The organism is Pseudomonas sp. GW823-FHT04A03 (assembly GCF_058796615.1).
In genome coordinates, this window is the sequence record NZ_JBXAIV010000004.1 from 368,852 (window position 1) to 389,722 (window position 20,871).

Consider the following 20,871-nt stretch of genomic DNA (forward strand, 5'->3'; position numbering starts at 1 on the left):
GTTTAGAGGACTTGCCGCAGGAACGCCTGGGCTCGTGGATCCTTCGGTGCATCGAAGAACTCCGCCGGCGAGGCGTCTTCCAGCAGTTTGCCGTGATCGAAGAACAGCACCCGATCCGCCACTTCCCGGGCAAAACCCATTTCGTGAGTCACGCAGACCATGGTCATGCCTTCCACGGCCAGGTTCTTCATCACGTCCAGCACTTCGCCGACCATTTCCGGGTCGAGGGCCGAGGTCGGCTCGTCGAACAGCATGACCTTGGGGTCCATCGCCAGCGCCCGGGCAATCGCCACGCGCTGCTGCTGACCGCCGGACAGGCGCGACGGATATTCGCGGGCCTTCTGGGCGATGCCGACCTTCTCCAGCAATGCCAAAGCCTTGGCTTCGCTTTCCTTCTGGCCGCGCTTGCGCACGACTTTCTGCGCCAGGCACAGGTTTTCCAGCACGGTCATGTGCGGGAACAGATTGAAATGCTGGAACACCATGCCGACTTCGCGGCGGTAGGCGTTGACGTCGGTTTTCGGGTCGGCCAGTTGCAGACCGTCGATGCTCACCGAGCCGGAATCGAATTCTTCCAGACCATTGAGGCAACGCAGGAAGGTCGACTTGCCGGAACCGGACGGGCCGATCACCACCAACACTTCACCCTTGGCGACGGACGTGCTGACGTTATCCACCGCGCGCACCACTTGCCCACGGGTGTCGAAGACTTTTACCAGATCGCGGACTTCAATCACTTTGCGCGAGCCTCCGCTCAAGCCGGCTGGCGATTTTCGACAGCGGCAGGTTGATCAACAGGTACAGGCCGGCGACGCAGAACAGGATCTCGAACGGCGAGAACGACGTGGTGATGACTTCACGACCGCTTTTGAGCAGCTCGGTGATGGCGATCACCGACACCAGCGAGGTGTCTTTGACCAGACTGATGAACTGCCCGGCCAGCGGCGGCAGCACGCGCTTGAACGCTTGCGGCAGCACCACATGACGCATCGACTGGCCGGCGCTCAGGCCCAGCGAACGCGCCGCTTCGTTCTGCCCGCGGGCAATCGACTGCACACCGGAACGGATGATTTCCGCCACGTAGGCGCCGGTGAACAGCGACAGCGCGGCGATCCCGGCGAACTCCCGGGACAGGTTCATCACCGTGCCGATGAAGAAATAGAAAATGAAGATCTGCACCAGCAGCGGCGTGCCGCGCACCAGTTCGACATAGATCGTCGACAGGTCGCGCAGGGTCGGATTGCTCGACAGCCGGCACAGCCCGGTGGCCAGACCGATCAGCAGACCCAGCACCCCGGACACCACCGATAGCCAAAGCGTCGTCCACAGGCCCCACAACAGCGGACCTGCCGCCCAGTGCCGCGTCACGCCCACGACGTCGCCTTCGGCCACATCGTCGCCCTGAGCGAATTGCAGGCTGTTTTCGTCGACGATCAGATGCTGCTCGTCACCGGCATCGTTGCGCAGGGTGACCTGCGCGCTGCCGCCCTTGCGCACCAGTTCGCTGACGGTGGAAATGTCAGTCGCGCGCTGGGTTTCCTCGGCCTGGTAGGCGAAGTACTGCGGCACACGGTTCCAGCGCCATTCGTAGGACATCAGCGACGTGGCGTAATACAGCGCGCCGGCCAGGCCGACCAGCACCAGCACGGTCAGGACGTGCCAGGGCCATTGGGCTTTTTTCTGTTTCATTGGATTTGCAGGTTCCGAATTCTGTGTCGCCAGGAAGGCCTCTTCGCGAGCAAGCTCGCTCCCACAGGGGAACGCATTCCAATGTGGGAGCGAGCTTGCTCGCGAATGGGGCGACTCGGTCTATATGACCGAGTTATTCCATGTCCTTGAGCCACTCGGTGCTCTTGAACCACTTGTCATGGATGCGATCGTAGGTGCCGTCTTCGTGGATCTGGTGCAGGAAGTTGTTGATGAAGTTGATGCTGTCGTAGTCACCCTTCTTCAGACCGAACGCCAGCGGCTCGTAGGTGAACGGCTTGTCGAGGAACACCAGCTTGCCGGCGCCGACCTTGTTAACTGCAACGACGTTGTACGGCGCGTCGTAGATGAAGGCGTCAGCCTTGCCGTTGACCACATCGAGCACGGCTTCCTGCTCGTTGTCGTAGCCGTGGTACTTGGCCTTGGAGATCAGCTTCTTGGCGACCATCTCGCCGGTGGTGCCGAGCTTGGAGGTGATGCGGTAGTCGGCGGTGTTCAGGTCTTTATAGGACTTGATGGAGCCTTCCAGCTCTTTACGGATCAGCAGGGTCTGGCCGACCACGATGAACGGTTCGCTGAAGTTCAGGCGCAGGTTGCGTTCCTGGGTCAGGGTCATGCCGCTGCCGATCATGTCGAACTTGTCGGTCATCAACGCCGGGATGATCCCGTCGTAACCGGTGGAGACCAGCTCCAGCTTGACGCCCATGGCCTTGGTCATGGCTTTGAGGATGTCGACTTCGAAACCGATGATTTCGCCGCGCTTGTTGGTCATTTCGAACGGCATGTAGGTCGGATCCATACCGACTTTCAACGAGCCGCGCTTGACCGCGTCATCGATTGCGCCGGCCTGCGCCGCATTGACTGCAACCAGTGCCGTGACGCCGACCAGCAGCATCGACAGATACTTCTTCATCTTCAAGTCCCCAAAACCATTGCGTTTGCGGCGCGAAAACCGACAGAAATGGACAAGATTGTCCGGGTGCGCCAATTCGGGGACGGATGCTAACGCACTCGATTTTTTGCACAAGGTTTAATGGACGATTTGTTTAACAATCAAGGGCCGGAGTGAAGGGCTCTTTTATCGAGATCAAAAAAAACCCCGCTTTCGCGGGGTTCTTCATCAGGCCGGTTGCGCCTGCAAGCTCACCGGCTTGAGCGGCAGCAGCGGCGCATGGGGATCGGCTTTCACCGAAGCCCGCCAGGCGTCCAGCCACTCGGCGTGACCTTCGGCCCACACCTGCTCGTGCAGACGGGCCAGGGCCACCGGATCGCTCAGCAGTTGCAGGCGATCATGGTTGTTCAGCCCGGCCGGGCCGACCTTGATCGCGTGACGCACACGTTCCTGGCGCAGCCATTCGATCGGCTCGGCCTCACCGTGACGCGAGGTCGCCAGCGAGCACGCCAGGGCGTTCTGCTGCGGATCGACCACGGCGCGGACAAAGCCGTCGTTCAGTGCGTGCCAGCGGTTTTCGTGGGTGTACTGATCGGTGGCCAGCAGCGCCTGGGGCGGATTGTATTCCTCGGGGATGAGGAACAGGCTCTCGTCACGGGACTTCAGGCCCAGACCGACGCGGCTGGAAATCACCGACACCGGAATCGACAGCATCAGCGAACCGACGATCGGCACCAGCCACCACAGGAAGCTCGGGTTCAGCCAGATCACCAGCAGCGCCCAGAAGAAGCCCAGCAGGGTCTGCGGACCGTGACGCTTGACCGCTTCGCTCCATGGCGTCGAGTCGTCGTCACGCTGCGGCGAGTTCCAGGTCGCGGCCCAGCCGAGGAACGCGGCCAGAACGAAACGGGTGTGGAAAATCATCCGCACCGGCGCCAGCAGCATGGAGAACAGCATCTCCAGCAGCATCGACAGGGTCACCTTGAACTTGCCGCCGAACTCTTTCGCGCCCTTGGCCCAGATCAGGATGATGCTCAACAGCTTCGGCAGGAACAGCAGCACGATCGTCGTCGAGAACAGCGCGATCGCCTTGTCCGGGTGCCATTGCGGCCACAGCGGATAGAGCTGGCGCGGTTCGAGGAAGTACTGCGGCTCCATCAGCGTGTTCACCGCCAGCAGCGCGGTCGACAGCACCAGGAAGAAGAACCACAGCGGTGCCGACAGGTAAGACATCACGCCGGTCAGGAACACCGCGCGGTGCACCGGGTGCATGCCTTTTACCAGGAATAGACGGAAGTTCATCAGGTTGCCGTGGCACCAGCGACGGTCACGCTTGAGCTCGTCGAGCAGGTTCGGCGGCAGTTCTTCGTAGCTGCCCGGCAGATCGTAGGCAATCCACACGCCCCAGCCGGCACGGCGCATCAACGCTGCTTCAACGAAGTCGTGAGAGAGGATCGCACCGGAGAACGCACCCTTGCCCGGCAACGGCGCCAAGGCGCAGTGGTCGATGAACGGCTTCATGCGGATGATCGCGTTGTGACCCCAGTAGTGGGATTCACCCAGCTGCCAGAAGTGCAGACCGGCAGTGAACAGCGGACCGTACACACGGGTGGCGAACTGCTGCATGCGTGCATACAGCGTGTCCATGCCCGAAGCGCGCGGCGCGGTCTGGATGATGCCGGCGTCCGGAGTGGCCTCCATCAGGCGTACCAGACTGGTCAGGCACTCGCCGCTCATGACCGAGTCGGCGTCGAGTACGACCATGTACTTGTAGTCACCGCCCCAGCGACGGCAGAAGTCGTCGAGGTTGCCGCTCTTGCGTTTGACGCGGCGGCGACGGCGACGATAGAAGATCTTGCCGAAGCCCTTGGCTTCGCGGCAGACGTCCAGCCAGGCCTGCTGCTCGGCAACGCAGATGTCGGTGTCGTTACTGTCACTGAGGACGAAGAAGTCGAAACGGTCCAGGTCACCGGTAGCGGCGACCGACTCGAAGGTCGCGCGCAGACCGGCGAACACCCGAGGCACGTCCTCGTTGCAGATCGGCATCACCAGTGCGGTGCGAGCATCCTTCGGAATTGGCTCGTTGCCGGCACTTTTACCGGAGATCCGGTATTTATCGTGGCCGGTGAGCAATTCGAGAAAGCCCATCAGCGCGGTCCAGAAACCGGCCGACACCCAGCAGAACAGAATCCCGAACATGATCAGGATGCTGGTCTGCAGCGCATACGGCAGCACTTGCGTGGCGGTTTGCAGCAGCGGTTGATGCAGGACTTCTTCCAGATCGACGAACGACCAGCCCTGGTACGGCATGATGCCTTTCATGTACCAGCCGGCGACGATGGTCTGACCCAGCATCAGTACCAGCAGAATGTAGCGACGGATCGAACCGACCGTGCGCCAGCGCGCCGCCGGCAGCACATTGGCGTCCTTCGGCGGTTGCGGCGGGTTGGTCCGGCCGGTCAGGCGGCGCCAGCCACGCACCAGAATGTTGGTGCGCCACGGCTCCGGCACGACTTTGGTCCGACGGATCGGCGGCGTGGCCTTCATACTGACCCGGCCGCTGGCGTCGAGCACCAGCATTTCCGCGTCTTCCAGCTCTTCGGCGGTGCTCAGGGTCAGGCGCTTGCCCACCGAAGCCTGGGCGGCTTCGGTCGGTGCGTCAAAGGTCTTGGACGACAGGCGTTCATGCAATTCGCTGAAGGACTGGCAGCCCGCGAGTTCCGCGCGCTGCTCGTCGGTCATCGGCAGATGCGCCAGGTACTCGGACAGAGTCTCTGGCTGTACTTGAGAGTTACTCATCGGCAGGCAACTGATAGCTCCAGGTCTCGGTCAGGACTTCTTCAGTCGGTGCCGATTCCGGTGTGGCTGGGGCCGCGTCCGCAGCGGCTGGCTGCTTGGCGTCTTTGTTGGCCTTGTCCTTGGCATCTGCAACCGGCTTGGCGTCGGCCTGTTTGGCCTCGGCGGCCTTGGCTTCCTTGTCGGCTTTCTCTTGTTGCTTGGCGGCAACCTTGTCGGCCTTGGCCACCGACGAGTTGGACGTCGGCACCGAAGACTTGGCCAGATCAGCGGTGACCACTGGCTGCACCAGAGCGGCGCGCATCTCGGTGGACTTGCTCGCGTCCTTGATCTTCATCCGCAGGGTCAGGCGCCAGCCCTTGGTTTCCGGGTTGTAGCGCACGCTGTTCTCGACCAGCTCGGCGTTGTCGCCGACGCTAACCTGACTGCGAACGTCTGCATCCGGGGCCAAAGCGGCCAGAGACGGGCCTTCGAAATCGACCAGGTAGGCAACGCTGCCATCCGGCTGGCGGATCAGGTTCGATTGCTTGACGTCACCCGTGGAACGCAGGGTCTGGTTGACCCAGGCGCTGTCCGGTGCGTGCAGTGCGGCTTCGTCGATGGTCCAGTGCATGCGGTAGGCGAAGTCCAGCGGCTGGCCAGGCTCCGGCAGTTTTTCCGGGTTCCAGAACGCAACGATGTTGTCGTTGGTTTCGTCGGCGGTCGGGATCTCGACCAGATCGACGGTGCCCTTGCCCCAGTCGCCCTTCGGCTCGATCCAGGCGCTTGGGCGCTTGTCGTAGCGGTCGTCGAGGTCTTCGTAGTGGCTGAAGTCACGGCCACGTTGCAGCAGACCGAAACCACGCGGGTTCTCGACGCTGAACTGGCTGACAGCCAAATGTTTAGGGTTGTTCAGTGGACGCCAGATCCACTCGCCGTTGCCGGCATGGATCGACAGACCGCTGGAGTCGTGCAGTTCACGACGGTAGTTGAGCACTTTCGACGGCTGGTTGGCGCCGAACAGGAACATGCTGGTCAGCGGCGCGATGCCGAGCTTGCCGACCTTGTCACGCAGGTACATCTGGCCCTTGACGTCGACGATGGTGTCGCTGCCCGGACGCAGGATCAGACGGTAGGCGCCGGTCGCACGTGGCGAATCCAGCAGGGCGAAGATCACCAGGTGCTTGTCACCCGGCTTCGGCTGCTGAATCCAGAACTCGCGAAAACGCGGGAACTCTTCGCCGGACGGCAAAGCGGTATCGATCGCCAGGCCACGGGCCGACAGACCGTAGGTGTGCCCCTTGCCGACAACGCGGAAGTAGCTCGCGCCCAGCATGGTCATGATTTCGTCTTGCTTGTCAGCCTTGTTGATCGGGTACAGCACACGGAAACCGGCATAGCCCAGTTGTTCGGTGGCCTTCGGATCGAACTGCAGGTCGCCGAAATCGAAACGGCTAGGATCGTATTTGATCTCTTCGACGGTGTTCGCGGTGATTTCGTTGATTTTCACCGGCGTATCGAAGTGCATGCCCTGGTGATAGAAGGACAGCTTGAACGGGTTCTTCTGGTCGGCCCATTCGGCTTTTTCGGTGCGGAAACGAATCTTCTGATAGTCCGCGAATTTCATTTCACGGAATTCGTTCGGCAGGTTGCTGCGCGGGGCTTCGAACTTCTGCCCGGCCAGCTCTTTGGCCTTGGCCGACACATCGTCAAGATTGAATGCCCAAAGCTGGCCGGCGCTGAGCAGGCAGAGTACTGCCGAGCCCGCTACCAGAGCGCTGCGCAAGCGTTTGGCAGACAATTTTGCTGCATTACAGGGACTAACAATCACGAGCAACCCTCGCCGAAAACAGATCAATAAACCAACGGCCAGATGAAGTGCCTGTGAGGAATTCGGTACAAAAAAACCGACCTTTCAGGACACCCTTGCCAAGTTGGCGAGCATTGTTCCGACTCCGCTGGGTCAAAATGATTCCCCAATCGGATCCGGACAAGTCTCTACCTAAGTCAAAATGGACCAACGAACGCTGATCCCCGTAGCGCGCGATTATCTAGTAGCCCGCGTGACAACGCATCAGGGGTAACAAAGTATTTATCGCGAAAATTCCCTGTTTTCAGTCGAAAAGCCCTTAAAAAGATGTTTCAAGCGCTTTCATGTCTGTAACAGGAAGGTTACCGGGCCATCGTTGACCAGGTGCACCTGCATATCCGCGCCGAATCTACCTGATGCCACTGTGCCATGCATCTGTTTCGCTTTGCTTAATAGATAGTCGAATAATTCTTCACCCAGCGCCGGAGGGGCGGCGGTCGAGAAACTCGGGCGCAACCCGCTTTTGGTGTCGGCAGCGAGGGTGAACTGAGAGACCAGCAGCAACCCGCCGCCCACATCCGCCAGGGACAGATTCATCTTGCCCTCGGCGTCACTGAACACTCGATAGTTAAGCAGCTTATGCAGAAGTTTGTCGGCGCTGGCCGGCGTGTCGTCGGGTTCGACCGCCACCAGCACCAATAAACCCTGATCGACACTGCCAACCACCTCTCCCGCCACTTCGACTCGCGCGCCTTTCACGCGCTGCAACAGACCCTTCATGCTTCTTCAGGCGGCAGGTCGAGCAGACGACGGGCCATTTTGCTGGCGGCGCGCACCAGCGCATCGGTGATGCCCGGTTCGGACGCGGCGTGGCCGGCATCGCGGATCACCTGCAATTCGCTGTTCGGCCAGGCCTGATGCAGTTCCCAGGCGTTGTCGAGCGGGCAGATCACGTCGTAGCGGCCATGGATGATCACGCCCGGCAGATGGGCGATCTTGCCCATGTCGCGGATCAGCTGGTTCGGCTCAAGGAACGCATTGTTGGTGAAGTAGTGGCATTCGATCCGCGCGATCGACAAGGCGCGCTGCGGCTCGGAGAAGCGGTCGACCACCAGCGGATTCGGACGCAGGGTCGCGGTGCGCCCTTCCCAGGTCGACCAGGCCTTGGCTGCGTGCATCTGAGCGATCTGGTCGTTGCCAGTCAGGCGTTTGTGGAAAGCGCTGAGCAGGTCGTCCCGCTCGTCCAGCGGGATCGGCGCAAGGTAGTCCTGCCAGTAATCGGGGAACAGACGGCTGGCGCCGGCCTGGTAGAACCATTCGATTTCCTGCGGACGGCACAGAAAGATCCCGCGCAGGATCAGCCCATGCACGCGCTCCGGGTGGGTCTGCGCGTACGCCAGCGCCAGGGTCGACCCCCAGGAACCGCCGAACAGCACCCATTTGTCGATGCCCAGGTGTTTGCGGATGCGCTCGAGGTCTTCGACCAGATCCCAGGTGGTGTTGTTTTCCAGGCTGGCGTGGGGCGTGGAGCGACCGCAACCGCGCTGGTCGAAGGTGACTATGCGATACAGATTCGGATCGAAGTAGCGGCGACTCTGGGCGTCGCACCCGGCGCCGGGACCTCCGTGGATGAACACCACCGGCAAACCTTCCGGTGAACCGCTTTCGTCGACGTACAGCGTATGGGTGTCATCGACGGCCAGATCGTGCCGTGCGTGAGGTTTGATCTGCGGAAACAAAGTCTGCATTGCGCGCTCCGTAAGGGGTCGAGGTCATCCCTGGGGGGACTTCTATTATTCTGCCGTCCGGCATCATAAACCCGATTTACGTCAATGAGCATGCCCGCGCGCTGTCACAATTTGTCAGCCATGAACCCCAGCAGGTTTTCGTAGAGACGATCGACCTCGGCGACCTGATGCCGCGCCCGCAGACAGCCATGCACCAGCCCTTCGCCGTAATACAGCGCCGCGTCGACGCCCGCCGCGCTCAGCCGTTCGGTGTAGCACACGCCGTCGTCACGCAACGGATCGAACTGCGCCACGGCGATCCAGGCCGGGGGCAATCCGCTGAAGTCCCCGGCCAGCAACGGCATCGCGTAAGCGTTCGGCTTCGCGGTGCCGCGCAGGTACAGGGCGTGATAACAATCGACATCGCTGCTGGCGAGCAACGGCGCATCGGCGCATTCGCTGCGTGACGCCAACTGCTCGTCGCAACCCAGCCCCGGATAGATCAAGACCTGCGCGCCCGGCAGTGGCTCGCCGGCATCGCGTAGCGCCAGGCACAGCGCCGCCGCCAGATTGCCGCCGGCGCTGTCGCCCGCCACCAGCATCAGCCCGGGATCGAACCAGAACGGCCCGCTGCGCAACGCGCGCCACACGCTCAGGCAATCCTCGAAACCGGCCGGGAACGGATGCTCCGGCGCCAGCCGATAATCCACCGCCACCACCATTGCCCCGAGCGCCATCGCCAGCTCGCAGCAGATGAAGTCATGGGAATCCAGCCCGCCGACCACCCAACCGCCGCCGTGCAGATACAACACGCACGGCCAGCCACTGGCCGATGGCCGGACAGGCGGGCGATACGAGCGCACCGCCACCCCGCTCAACTGGAAATCCACCACCTCCAGACCCACCGGCCGTTCGGGCGTGAAGGCGCGGCACATGTCGTCATAGGATTTGCGCAACCCGCCGAGGCTGCTGTCATCGCTGGCGAAGCTTTCGGTTCTGGCGACGAACGCCGTCATCGCCGGTGAAAGTGGATAGGTACTCATCAGTTTTTCAGGCTGGCCTGAACCGTGGCCACGCCGTCCTTGCCGTCGACACTGCTGACACCCGCCAGCCAGCGTTGCAGGTCTTCGGGATGCTCACGCAGCCAGGTTTTCGCCACTTCCTGAGGTGTCTTGCGCTCCATGATCGGCACCATCAACTGGCTTTCCTGGGCGGCGGTGAAGGTCAGGTTTTCCAGTAGTCGATGGACGTTCGGGCAGCGCTCGGCGTAGTCCGGCGCGGTGACAGTGGAAACGGTGGCGGCGCCTTCGTTCGGGCCGTAGACGTCTTCGCTGCCGGTCAGGTAGGTGATTTTCATGTTGATGTTCATCGGGTGCGGGGTCCAGCCGACGAATACCACGAATTCCTTGCGGTTCACCGCCCGCTGCACGGCGGCGAGCATGCCGGCCTCACCGGACTCGATGATCTTGAAATCCTTCAGGCCGAAATGGTTGGTTTCGATCATGGTCTTGATCGTGGTGTTGGCGCCGCTGCCGGGCTCGATGCCGTAGATCTTGGCGCCGAGCTGATCCTTGAATTTTGCAATGTCGCCGAAGGTCATCAGCCCCGCCGCCGCCACGTAATCCGGAACCGCCAGCGTCGCCTGAGCGTCGGCCAGGCTTGGCTTGTCCATGACCTTGACCTGATTGGCGGCGAGGAACGGCGCGATGTTCTTGTCCATCGCCGGTTTCCAGTAACCGAGGAAGATATCGAGGCGCTTGTCGCGGATGCCGGCGAAGATGATTTGCTGCACGGCGCTGGTCTGTTTGCTTTCGTAGCCGAGGCCGTTGAGCAGCACGTCGGCCATACCGCTGGTGGCGATCACGTCGGTCCAGTTGACCACGCCCATGCGCACGGTTTTGCAGGAAGCATCATCGGAAGCCATGGCGCCGGCGCTGAGCAGCGCACTGCCGGTAAGGATTAACGCACAACGAGTGAACAGTCTTTTCATGTGGGATCGTCTCGTGCGGCAGCGGGTTATTGTTCGGATCGGTGTCTTCTTGCACCGTGGCCGAAACATTACGCAGCAGACGAGCGGGAAAAGCGAACTGTGGCGACCGGGATTTGCACGGTGGCGACTGTTTGAGGGCGCGCGCCCAGATCGCTCACTCACTGCAGATCGTTCCCACGCTCTGCGTGGGAATGCAGCCCGTGACGCTCTGCGTCACTGGACGCGGAGCGTCCCTAGAGGCATTCCCACGCAGAGCGTGGGAACGATCAGAAGGGTTAGGCGCTGTAGTGGTTTTTGCCCCAGGCGAGCAGCCCTTGCAGCAATTCCTTCAAGACTACCCGCGTCGGCTCCGCCAGGTCGGCGCGGTAGCGGAACGGTTCGAACTCTTCCATGTATGTGCACTGGCCCAGTTCCAGTTGCACGGCGTGGATGTTTTCGGCCGGGTTGCCGTAGTGACGGGTGATGTGGCCGCCCTTGAAGCGTCCGTTCAGCACATGGCTGTAAGCGGCGTGGCGGGCGCAGATCGCCTCCAGTTGCGTGGCAAGTTGTGGATCGCAACTGGCGCCGTTGAAGGTGCCAAGGTTGAAGTCCGGCAGCTTGCCGTCGAACAGGTGCGGGATGATCGAGCGGATCGAATGCGCATCGAACAGCAGCGCATAACCGAACTCGGCCTTCAACCGCGCCAGCTCTTCCTGCAAGGTGCGGTGATACGGCGTCCAGATCTGCTCCAGATAGGTCGCACGTTCTTCTTTCGACGGCTCCTGCCCTTCCTTGAACAAGGGAATGCCATCGAACAGCGTCGCCGGGTACAGACCGGTGGTGGCGCCGACGTACAGCGGCTTATCGTCGGACGGACGGTTCAGGTCGATCACGAATCGCGAGTATTCGGCCGCCAGCGTGCTGGCGCCCAGTTCGGCGGCGAAGTCGTAGAGCTGCGGAATGTGCCAGTCGGTGTCCGGCAGGCTTTTCGCGTCCGGGATCAATCCGGCCTCGACCGCCGGGGTCAGGCGCACACCGGCGTGGGGCATGCTGATCAGCAGCGGCACGCGACCTTGTTTGAAGTTCAGAACCTTATCCACAACCGCTCTCCTACAGACTTGATTCAACGCCGTGACGCACGACGCGTTTGTCCAGTTCACCACCCAGCCAGTACGCCAGATCCGCCGGGCGATCGATTTGCCAGGCGACAAAATCCGCGACCTTGCCGGCTTCCAGTGAGCCGTGGGTATCAGCCATGCCCAAAGCTTGCGCCGCGTGAATGGTGGCGCCGGCCAGGGCTTCTTCCGGGGTCATGCGGAAGCAGGTGCAGGCCATGTTCAGCATCAGGCGCAATGACAGCGCCGGCGAGGTGCCGGGGTTGAGGTCGCTGGCGATGGCGATTTTCACTTTGTGTTTGCGCAGGGCTTCCATCGGCGGCAATTGGGTTTCGCGCAGGAAGTAGAACGCACCCGGCAATAGCACCGCGACGGTGTCGGACTCGGCCATGGCGATGGCGTCGGCTTCGTCCATGAACTCCAGGTGATCGGCGGACAATGCGTGATACCGCGCCGCGAGGCTGGAGCCGTGCAACGACGACAATTGCTCGGCGTGCAGTTTCACCGGCAGACCGAGTTTTTGCGCGGCGATGAACACCCGCTCGACTTGTTCCGGGGAGAACGCCAGGTATTCGCAGAACGCATCCACCGCATCCACCAGCCCTTCGGCAGCCAGCGCGGGAAGCATCTCGGCGCAGATGTGATCGATGTAATCGTCGGCGCGATCCTTGTATTCCGGCGGCAATGCGTGGGCGGCCAGGCAGGTGCTGCGCACGCTGATCGGCAGCTCGGCGGCGAGGCGACGAATGACCCGCAAAATCTTGCGCTCGCTGTCCAGATCGAGGCCGTAGCCGGATTTCATTTCGACCGTGGTCACGCCGTCGCGCATCAGGCTTTTCAGACGTTTGGCGGCGCTGGCGAACAGCTCGTCTTCCGAGGCTTCGCGCGTAGCGCGCACGGTGCTGGCGATGCCACCGCCAGCTGCGGCGATTTCGGCGTAGCTGACGCCTTGCAGGCGCTTCTCGAATTCGCCGCTGCGGTTGCCGCCGAACACGGTGTGGGTGTGGCAGTCGATCAGGCCGGGGGTGACCCACGCGCCGTGCAGGTCATTGACCGCCGGGTATTCGCCTGACGGCAATTGGCTGCGCGGGCCGATCCACTCGATGAGTGCACCGGACGTCACGATGGCCGCATCCTCGATGATCGAGTAGACGCCTTGCGCCATGGTTGCGACGTGGCAGTGTTGCCAGAGGGTTTTCATCCCAAGTCCTCGTCTTGCGATCGTTCCCACGCTCTGCGTGGGAATGCCTCAAGGGACGCTCCGCGTCCAGCGACGCGGAGCGTCACGGGCTGCATTCCCACGCGGAGCGTGGGAACGATCAGTGGTGGGGTTAAAGGCTCGGCAGCAGTTTCGCCGGAACCAGTTCAGTCAGAACCCGCGAAGCCAGCAACTCGGTCGCCGCATTGATGTCCGGCGCGAAGAAGCGGTCCTTCTCGTAGAACGGCACTTCGCGACGCAGAATTCCCCGGGCCTGTTCCAGTTTGGTCGAGGTCTTCAGGCCGTTGCGCAGATCCAGCCCCTGCACCGCCGCCAGCCATTCAACCGCGAGAATGCCGCGGGTGTTCTCGGCCATTTCCCACAGACGCTTGCCGGCAGCCGGGGCCATCGACACGTGGTCTTCCTGGTTGGCGGAGGTCGGCAGGCTGTCCACCGAATGCGGATGGGACAGCGCCTTGTTTTCGCTGGCCAGGGCCGCAGCGGTCACCTGGGCGATCATGAATCCGGAGTTCACGCCACCGTTGGCCACCAGGAACGGCGGCAGTTGCGACATGTGTTTGTCCATCATCAGCGAGATACGGCGCTCGCTCAGCGAACCGATTTCGGCAATGGCCAGGGCCATGTTGTCAGCGGCCATAGCCACCGGTTCGGCGTGGAAGTTGCCGCCGGAAATCACGTCGCCTTCAGCCGCGAACACCAGCGGGTTGTCGGATACGGCGTTGGCTTCGACAGCCAGCACTTCGGCGGCCTGACGGAACTGGGTCAGGCACGCGCCCATGACTTGCGGCTGGCAACGCAGCGAGTACGGGTCCTGAACCTTCTCGCAGTTCTGGTGCGAGTCGGAGACTTCGCTGCGCTCGCCCAGCAGATCGCGGTAAGCGGCAGCGGCGTCGATCTGGCCTTTCTGGCCACGGGCGGCGTGGATGCGTGCGTCGAACGGCGAACGCGAACCGAGCACCGCTTCCACCGTCAGACCGCCCAGCGCCAGCGCGCCGGCGAACAGGTCTTCACCTTCGAACAGACCGCGCAAAGCGAATGCAGTGGAAACCTGAGTACCGTTGAGCAGCGCCAGACCTTCTTTCGCCGCCAGAGTCAGCGGGGTCAGACCGGCGACTTTCAGCGCTTCGGTCGCTTCCATCCACTCGCCCTTGTAGCGCGCCTTGCCCTCGCCTAGCAGCACCAGCGACATGTGCGCCAATGGCGCCAGGTCACCGGATGCACCGACCGAACCTTTCAACGGAATGTGCGGGTAAACCTCGGCGTTGATCAGGGCGATCAGTGCATCGATCACCACCCGACGAATGCCGGAGAAACCACGGCTTAGACTGTTGACCTTGAGCACCATGATCAGGCGCACCAGCTCATCGCTGATCGGCTGGCCGACGCCGGCGGCGTGGGACAGCACCAGCGAGCGCTGGAGGTTTTCCAGGTCTTCGCTGGCGATGCGGGTCGAGGCCAGCAGGCCGAAACCGGTGTTGATGCCGTAGGCGGTGCGGTTTTCCGCGAGGATCTGCTCGACGCAGGCCACGCTGGCTTCGATCTGCGCGCTGGCGCTGTTGTCGAGGGTCAGCTTGACCGGGTTCTGATAAACGTCACGCAGTTGGGCCAGGCTCAGTTGGCCGGGGATCAGGTTCAGCGCAGTCATTTTGTGCTCCTTTTGAGAGTTTATTGTTAACTCGCCAGACGCTCCGGAGATGTCCGTTGTCCGTCGCGTCTGCCCTTTTGGGGAGCCGCGCCTTGGCACGCTGGCGTGGGTAGTTTTCAGTGCAAATTCGGTAATGCGTTGTGCAGCAGATCCGTGTCTTTCAGAACGCTTGCAGCAGCGGCGATATCCGGCGCCAGCCAGCGGTCCTGATCGTAGGCCGGGACTTTTTCGCGCAGCAGCCGCCAGGCGGTATCGGTGCCCGCGCCGAAGCGCTGTTCCTTGAGGAATTCAAACGCCTGGGCCGCCAGCAGGTATTCGATGGCGAGGATCTGCGTGCAGTTTTCCAGCGCGCGGTGCAGCTTCAGCGCGGCGTTGGTGCCCATGCTCAAGTGATCTTCCTGCAGGCCCGAGGTGACATAGTTGTCGAGCACTGCCGGTTGCGCCAACTGGCGGTTTTCCGCGCACAGCGACGCAGCGACGTATTGCACGATCATCATCCCGGAGTTCACCCCCGGATTGGCCACCAGAAACGCCGGCAGACCGCTGACGTGCGGGTTGATCAGGCGATCCAGACGCCGCTCGGCAATCGAGCCGATTTCGGCCATCGCAATCGCCAGCAGATCCGCCGCCAGCGCCACCGATTGTCCGTGCGGGTTGGCCTGTGACATCACCCGGAAATCGTCCGGCGTGCCCAGCAGCAACGGGTTGTCGGTGCAGCCGTTGAGTTCGGTTTCGATCTGTTTGATCGCGTGTTCCAGTTGATCGCGGGCGGCGCCGTGCACCTGCGGGATCGAACGAATGCTCAAGGCATCCTGAGTGCGAATGCCTTTGCTCGCGGCGATCACTTCGCTGCCATCGAGCAAGGCGCGCAGATTGACGCCCACTTGCTGCATGCCCGGGTGTGGCTTGAGCGCGATGATCTCGGCATCGAACGCGGCGATCTGGCCGCGCTGGGCTTCGAAGCTCATGGCGCCGATCACGTCGGCCCATTGCACCAGACGCGTGGCGTCGGCAATCGCCAGGCAACCAAGGCCGGTCATGCACGGCGTACCGTTGACCAGGCACAGGCCGTCCTTCGCCCCGAGCTGCACCGGTTGCAGGCCCTCTTCGGCCAGCGCCTGCTGCGCGGACACCACTTGCCCGCGATAGCTGACATTGCCCACGCCCAGCAGCGCGATACCGATGTGCGCCATGTGGGTCAGATAACCCACCGAACCCTGGGACGGCACTTGCGGGGTGATGCCGCGATTGAGCAGTGCCAGCAGCGCTTCGACCACCCGGCGATGAATGCCGGATTTGCCGTGGCTGTAGTTGCGGATCGCCGAGCACATGATTGCGCGGGTCTGCTCGTCGGCCAGTACCGGACCGACGCCGCAGGCATGACTGAGCAAAGTGTTGCGCGACAGCTGGCTGAGTTGTTCGTCTTTCAGCGAGACGTTGCACAGCGCACCGAGCCCGGTGTTCACACCATAGGCGCGCTCGCCGCTGGCAACGATGCGCTGGACGATGCCCTGTGCGTTTTCAATGCGCGCCCAGGTCTGCGCCGACAGCTCGAGCTGCGCGCCGTGACGGGCGACTGCGACCACATCCTGCCAACGCATCGGAGCGTCGGCGATAACGATTTTTTCAGCCTGGGACATCTAAAACCTCTTTAACCTGATCGTCACGGGATGCATTCCCACGCAGACGGTTCGACGCCTCGACGTGGGAACGAGCCTGCCGTAAACCTTTAAACCACCGCCGCCCGCCGCTGCACGAAGCGGTCGACATATTCGTCCGCCGGCGAATGCAGGATCTCTTTCGGCGTGCCGACCTGGATCAGGCGGCCGTCCTTGAGGATCGCGATGCGGTTGCCGATGCGCACGGCCTCGTCGAGGTCGTGGGTGATGAAGACGATGGTCTTGTGCAGGGTCTTTTGCAGCTCCAGCAACTGGTCCTGCATCTCGGCGCGGATCAGCGGATCCAGCGCACTGAATGCCTCGTCCATCAGGATGATGTCGGTGTCCGCCGCCAGGGCGCGGGCCAGGCCGACACGCTGGCGCATGCCGCCGGAGAGCTGGTGCGGGTATTTGTTTTCGTAGCCCTTGAGGCCCACGGTGTTGATCCAGTGCAACGCGCGTTCGGCGCACAATTGCTTGGTCTCGCCGCGCACTTTCAGGCCATAGGCGACGTTGTCGAGCACGGTCTTGTGCGGCAGCAGGCCGAAGCTCTGGAACACCATGCTGATCTTGTGCCGGCGAAATTCGCGCAGGGCTTCCATGTCGTATTGCAGGATGTCCACGCCGTCCACCAGGATCGCGCCGCTGGTCGGGTCGATCAGGCGGTTGAAGTGGCGCACCAGTGTCGATTTGCCCGAGCCGGACAGGCCCATGATCACGAAGATCTCGCCGGTGCCGATGCTCAGGGACAAGTCGTTGACCCCGACCACGCAACCGGTTTCGCTCAGCACCTGATCCTTGGTCTTGCCCTGGCCGACCATCGCCAGGGCGTCCTTGGCGCGGTTGCCGAAAATCTTGAAGACGTTTTTGACTTCGATCTTGCTCACGGTTGCGTTGCTCATTTGCTCACCTCATGCCGTGGCCGACCATACGCCTGGGTAATGCGGTCGATGACCACTGCGAGAATCACGATCGCCAGACCGGCTTCCAGGCCGCGTCCGACGTTGAGGGTCTGAATGCCCACCAGCACATCTTCACCCAGGCCACGGGCGCCGATCATCGAGGCGATCACCACCATCGACAGGGCCATCATGGTGGTCTGGTTGATCCCGGCCATGATGCTTGGCAGAGCCAGCGGCAGTTGCACGCCGAACAGTTGCTGCCAGCGGTTGGCACCGAAGGCGTTGATCGCTTCCATCACTTCGCCGTCGACCTGGCGGATGCCCAGATCGGTCAGGCGGATCAGCGGCGGCGCGGCGTAGATCACGGTGGCGAAAATCGCCGGCACCTTGCCCAGGCCGAACAGCATCAGCACCGGAATCAGGTACACGAAGCTCGGCATGGTCTGCATGATGTCGAGCAGCGGCATCAGCACCGAACGCAGGCGATTGCTGCGCGCCGAGAGAATCCCCAGCGGTACGCCGATCAGCACCGAAATGACCGTCGCCACCATCATCAGCGCGAGGGTCTGCATCAACTTGTCCCACAGACCGACAGCGCCGACCAGGAACAACAGACCGACGATCACCGCGGTGGTCACGACTTTGCGCGTTGCGTGCCAGGCCACGACGCCGACGATGGCCAGCATCAACCACCACGGCGCGGCGCGCAGCAGGCCTTCAAGATTGACGATGGCCCACAGCAGGGTGTCGGAGATATGGCGGAACACATCGCCGTAGTTGGTGACCAGCGCATCGACCCAACCGTTGACCCAGTCGGCGATGGAAAAGGTAAAGCTTTCGGGAAACATAAGCGGCTCTCAATCAGGAAACTCAATCAAGCGATTGCGGCGAATACCCCGGCCAGCCTCTCGGTTGGCCGGGAGGAATTCGACCTACAGCGCCGCGTCGATTTTCTTGGCAGCGTCTTCACTCACCCACGCATGCCAGACCTCAGGATGTTCCTTGAGGAAGATTTTCGCCAGTTTTGGCGACTCGATACGTTCCTTCGCCATGCGGCCCAGGTTCTGGTTCAGCAGGTCGATCGGCAGGTTGACTTTTTCCAGCACGGCCACCAGCTCCGGCGCTTGTTCGTGGAAGGTCTTGGACAGGCCGACCTTGATGGTCACGGTCTTGTCGACGCCCGCTTTTTCTTCCAGTTTCACCGCGTCGATCTGGCCCATCAGCGGGGTTGGCGACCAGTAGTAAAACAGGATCGGCTCGCCACGCTTGTAGCTCGACAGCACGGCCGCATCCAGCGCCGGACCGGTGCCCGGACGGAAGTTGGTGTAGCTGTTTTCCAGGCCGTAGCTTTTCAGCATTTCGCTGTTGTCCAGCTCGCAGGTCCAGCCGGCCGGGCAGTTGTAGAAGCGGCCCTTGGAAGGCTCTTCGGCGTCCTTGAAGACGGCGGCGTATTTGCCCAGGTCGGCGATGTTTTTCAGGTCCGGCGCCTTGGCTTCGAGTTTGCGTTTGGCGTCGCCTTCGATCACGTAGCGCGGCACGTACCAGCCTTCGATCGCACCCACCACCGGGGCGCCGACACCGACGACCTTGCCGGCCTTCTCGGCCTTGTTCCAGACCTCGCTGCGGCCGACCCATTCTTCGGCGAAGATCTGGATATCGTTGCTGCTCAGGGCGTTTTCCATGGTGATGGAGTTGCCCGGCAGGCTGTCGGTCTTGCAGTCGTAACCTTTCTCCAGCACCACCTGCAGAACGTCGGTCAGCAGCATGCCGCTTTCCCAGTTCAGGCCGGCGAATTTCACCGGTTTGCCGGACTCGCACCAGCCGGCGGCCTGGGTCGCGCCGGCGCTGGCCAGCAGGCCCATGGAAAGCAATGTGGTCAGCAGGGTCTTGTTCGATTTCATTGTTGTGACGCTCCTAATCATGAATTGGCTTACGGCAGTCAAGAGGCATCCAGCCCTGTCCACGTCCAAATCAGGCCTGCGCCGCAGCGCGACCGGCCCCGCTTGTTTTAGGTTGTACAACGCTGTCCTGCTCGACGGGCAGAATCAGTCGATCGGGTACGGTGCCGTGCCATTTTTTCGCGCAGACGTAGTACAGCGCTGCGGGCAACACGAGACCGATGATCCAGGAAATATCCACATCCCCCAGGGCCGCTACCAATGGACCGGTATAGAACTTGGTGGAAATGAACGGCAGTTGCACCAGCACCCCGAACACATAAACGCTGATACCGAGGAGGTTCCAGCGGCCGTAGCGACCGTTCGGATCCGCCAGCGCCGGTACGTCGTAGCGCTCGCGGGTGATGCAGTAGTAGTCCACCAGGTTGATCGCGCTCCATGGTGTGAAGAACGCCAGCAGGAACAGGATGAAGGACTTGAACGCACCGAGGAACGAATGCTGGCCGAGCAGCGCGATCAGGGTCGCCGCGCCGACGATCACCAGCACGAACACCAGACGCTGCATGCGGGTGACCGTCAGGTGGCCACGGAAGCCGCTGATGATGGTCGCGATGCACATGAAGCTGCCGTAGGAGTTCAGGGTGGAGATGGTGACCTTGCCGAACGCGATGCTGAAATAAAGCAGCGCAGCAGTGGCACCGGTCCCGCCCAGACCCACGATGTAAGCAACTTCATGACCGGCGAATTGCCCGTTGGCCGAAGCGGCCGCGAACACACCGAGGATCATCGCCACCTGCGCACCTATCACCGAACCGGCACCGGCGGCGAAGAAGGTTTTCACCGAAGACACCTTGCTCGGCAGGTAGCGCGAGTAGTCCGCCACGTACGGGCCGAAAGCGATCTGCCAGGAGGCCGCGAGCGACACCGCCAGCAGGAAACTGCTCCAGCTGAAGTGACGGATTTCAAGAAGCGCGCCGACGTCCACCTGACTCATCAGACGGCTGAACAGGTACACGAAAGCAATCACGCCAATGACACTGGCGATGCGGCCGATCCAGTGAATCACCCGATAGCCAAGTACCGTGACCACGACGATGACACTGGCGAAAAGCAGGATGCCTACGGTGTCGCTGACCCCGAACAACTGGCCCAGCGCCTGACCGGACAACACGGTCCCGGTGGCGGTGAAGCCGAGGTACATCAGGCACACCAGCACGATCGGAATCGCCGCGCCGTAGACGCCGAACTGCACCCGGCTGGAAATCATCTGCGGCAGGCCAAGCTTCGGCCCTTGCGCCGCGTGCAGCGCCATCACCCCGCCGCCCAGCAGTTGACCGATCAGCAGACCGATCAACGACCAGAACACATCGCCGCCCAGCACCACGGCCAGGGCCCCGGTGACAATCGCGGTGATTTGCAGGTTGGCACCCATCCACAGGGTGAACTGACTGAACAGACGACCGTGTCTTTCCGCTTCCGGGATGTAGTCGATCGAACGCCTTTCGATCAACGGTTTACTGCCTGCACGATCGGTGTTGCCCGCCATGATTCAAC

The 20,871-nt window shown here is 62.0% G+C and carries 17 protein-coding genes; all 17 read right to left on the bottom strand.

What is annotated here, in order from left to right; translation table 11 throughout:
• Nucleotides 1–2: 2 nt before the first annotated feature.
• On the bottom strand, nucleotides 3–737 hold the full coding sequence (locus AC1Q9F_RS14295; protein WP_064592877.1) for an amino acid ABC transporter ATP-binding protein: 735 nt from the start codon (nucleotides 735–737) through the stop codon (nucleotides 3–5).
• Complete coding sequence (locus AC1Q9F_RS14300; protein ID WP_114881120.1) at nucleotides 730–1,689, bottom strand: amino acid ABC transporter permease; 960 nt, start codon at nucleotides 1,687–1,689, stop codon at nucleotides 730–732. The genes AC1Q9F_RS14295 and AC1Q9F_RS14300 overlap by 8 nt, the downstream gene beginning before the upstream one ends.
• A gap of 133 nt (nucleotides 1,690–1,822) precedes the next feature.
• The gene (locus AC1Q9F_RS14305) at nucleotides 1,823–2,620 is read right to left on the bottom strand and encodes a transporter substrate-binding domain-containing protein (RefSeq protein WP_492620067.1); all 798 of its coding nucleotides are present in this window, start codon (nucleotides 2,618–2,620) and stop codon (nucleotides 1,823–1,825) included.
• 207 nt (nucleotides 2,621–2,827) lie between these two features.
• Nucleotides 2,828–5,398, bottom strand: coding sequence for a glucans biosynthesis glucosyltransferase MdoH (gene mdoH, locus AC1Q9F_RS14310; protein ID WP_262195755.1), 2,571 nt, complete (start codon nucleotides 5,396–5,398; stop codon nucleotides 2,828–2,830).
• Nucleotides 5,391–7,205: a glucan biosynthesis protein G gene (locus AC1Q9F_RS14315; RefSeq protein WP_230734841.1), complete on the bottom strand. Its 1,815-nt coding sequence runs from the start codon at nucleotides 7,203–7,205 to the stop codon at nucleotides 5,391–5,393. Before AC1Q9F_RS14315 ends, mdoH begins: the two co-directional genes overlap by 8 nt.
• 321 nt (nucleotides 7,206–7,526) lie before the next feature.
• Nucleotides 7,527–7,964 (bottom strand): D-aminoacyl-tRNA deacylase, encoded by a 438-nt coding sequence (gene dtd, locus AC1Q9F_RS14320; RefSeq protein ID WP_064592873.1) that lies wholly within the window; start codon nucleotides 7,962–7,964, stop codon nucleotides 7,527–7,529.
• Complete coding sequence (pip, locus tag AC1Q9F_RS14325; RefSeq protein ID WP_007952436.1) at nucleotides 7,961–8,932, bottom strand: prolyl aminopeptidase; 972 nt, start codon at nucleotides 8,930–8,932, stop codon at nucleotides 7,961–7,963. The genes dtd and pip overlap by 4 nt, the downstream gene beginning before the upstream one ends.
• Before the next feature lie 104 nt (nucleotides 8,933–9,036).
• Complete coding sequence (locus tag AC1Q9F_RS14330) at nucleotides 9,037–9,954, bottom strand: alpha/beta hydrolase (RefSeq protein WP_492620066.1); 918 nt, start codon at nucleotides 9,952–9,954, stop codon at nucleotides 9,037–9,039.
• Nucleotides 9,954–10,901 (bottom strand): choline ABC transporter substrate-binding protein, encoded by a 948-nt coding sequence (locus AC1Q9F_RS14335; protein ID WP_492620065.1) that lies wholly within the window; start codon nucleotides 10,899–10,901, stop codon nucleotides 9,954–9,956. The genes AC1Q9F_RS14330 and AC1Q9F_RS14335 overlap by 1 nt, the downstream gene beginning before the upstream one ends.
• Nucleotides 10,902–11,176: 275 nt before the next feature.
• Entirely contained in the window at nucleotides 11,177–11,980 is an 804-nt protein-coding gene (hutG, locus tag AC1Q9F_RS14340) for an N-formylglutamate deformylase (protein WP_492620064.1), read from the bottom strand.
• Nucleotides 11,981–11,990: 10 nt separating this feature from the next.
• Complete coding sequence (gene hutI / locus AC1Q9F_RS14345; RefSeq protein ID WP_492620063.1) at nucleotides 11,991–13,196, bottom strand: imidazolonepropionase; 1,206 nt, start codon at nucleotides 13,194–13,196, stop codon at nucleotides 11,991–11,993.
• Nucleotides 13,197–13,326: 130 nt separating this feature from the next.
• Nucleotides 13,327–14,859, bottom strand: coding sequence for a histidine ammonia-lyase (gene hutH / locus AC1Q9F_RS14350; protein ID WP_007952448.1), 1,533 nt, complete (start codon nucleotides 14,857–14,859; stop codon nucleotides 13,327–13,329).
• Between the two features lie 116 nt (nucleotides 14,860–14,975).
• Nucleotides 14,976–16,499 (bottom strand): histidine ammonia-lyase, encoded by a 1,524-nt coding sequence (gene hutH / locus AC1Q9F_RS14355; RefSeq protein ID WP_007952450.1) that lies wholly within the window; start codon nucleotides 16,497–16,499, stop codon nucleotides 14,976–14,978.
• Between the two features lie 89 nt (nucleotides 16,500–16,588).
• The gene (locus tag AC1Q9F_RS14360; RefSeq protein ID WP_207984768.1) at nucleotides 16,589–17,419 is read right to left on the bottom strand and encodes a quaternary amine ABC transporter ATP-binding protein; all 831 of its coding nucleotides are present in this window, start codon (nucleotides 17,417–17,419) and stop codon (nucleotides 16,589–16,591) included.
• Nucleotides 17,416–18,267 (bottom strand): ABC transporter permease, encoded by an 852-nt coding sequence (locus AC1Q9F_RS14365; RefSeq protein WP_007952475.1) that lies wholly within the window; start codon nucleotides 18,265–18,267, stop codon nucleotides 17,416–17,418. Before AC1Q9F_RS14365 ends, AC1Q9F_RS14360 begins: the two co-directional genes overlap by 4 nt.
• 84 nt (nucleotides 18,268–18,351) lie before the next feature.
• Nucleotides 18,352–19,320 carry an ABC transporter substrate-binding protein gene (locus AC1Q9F_RS14370; protein ID WP_007952476.1) on the bottom strand — a complete coding sequence of 323 codons (969 nt, stop codon included), beginning with the start codon at nucleotides 19,318–19,320 and terminating at the stop codon, nucleotides 18,352–18,354.
• A 70-nt stretch (nucleotides 19,321–19,390) separates the two neighbouring features.
• Nucleotides 19,391–20,863: a purine-cytosine permease family protein gene (locus AC1Q9F_RS14375; protein ID WP_127796656.1), complete on the bottom strand. Its 1,473-nt coding sequence runs from the start codon at nucleotides 20,861–20,863 to the stop codon at nucleotides 19,391–19,393.
• Nucleotides 20,864–20,871 lie beyond the last annotated feature (8 nt).